Here is a 594-nt window from a genome sequence, read left to right as displayed (position 1 = left end):
CAAATCTAAGCTAGTTGCTAAAGGAATAATAATTTCAGCATGGGCAAAACGTAAAACTGCTTTATAAGGTTGGGCTTTATTCACAACAGCATCAACTTGTTGGAACAGGTCTTGTTTAAGTCCTTGGGCGATTTCACTGGTGACTTGATTTGATTCTGTAAAGCTTGGACCTTTTTCGTAAAAATCATTGGCATCATTAAATTCAGCATAAAATTTTGCGGCTTCCAAAGGCATATATTTATCAAAATTAATACCTTTTAACTCATCTTTCATACCACCAGAAATTGAATAGAGTTCATAAATATAAGCCGCTGCATCAACTGCGCTGGCAATTGTATTTTTCCCCTTACCTTTTTCTGTAATTTGCTCACCTTTAGGCGGAGTTACTGTAAAGGATCCGGTATTGCTAAAGCTATAACCAGTGGTACCGAGCTTTTTAATGAAGTCAGCTTTAAAAATCGGGCTGAGTACCATTTGGGCAGTTTTTTCAGCCTGAGTATTTTTAGATAACTCATCTAACTTTTGAGCTAAATCTTTATTATTTTCTTCAAAATCTTGATAAGCCTGACTTGCATCATAAATTTTTTGTTGGCT

At 35.4% G+C, this 594-nt stretch carries 1 protein-coding gene; it reads right to left on the bottom strand.

From position 1 onward, the window contains the following. The coding region (locus ABD296_RS49940) for a hypothetical protein (RefSeq protein ID WP_344285691.1) at positions 1-594 on the bottom strand (594 nt) is incomplete at both ends.

Origin of the sequence: Actinomadura napierensis (genome assembly GCF_039529375.1) — a bacterium.
GTDB lineage: Bacteria > Actinomycetota > Actinomycetes > Streptosporangiales > Streptosporangiaceae > Spirillospora > Spirillospora napierensis.
This window is presented reverse-complemented; position numbering and strand designations above follow the sequence as displayed.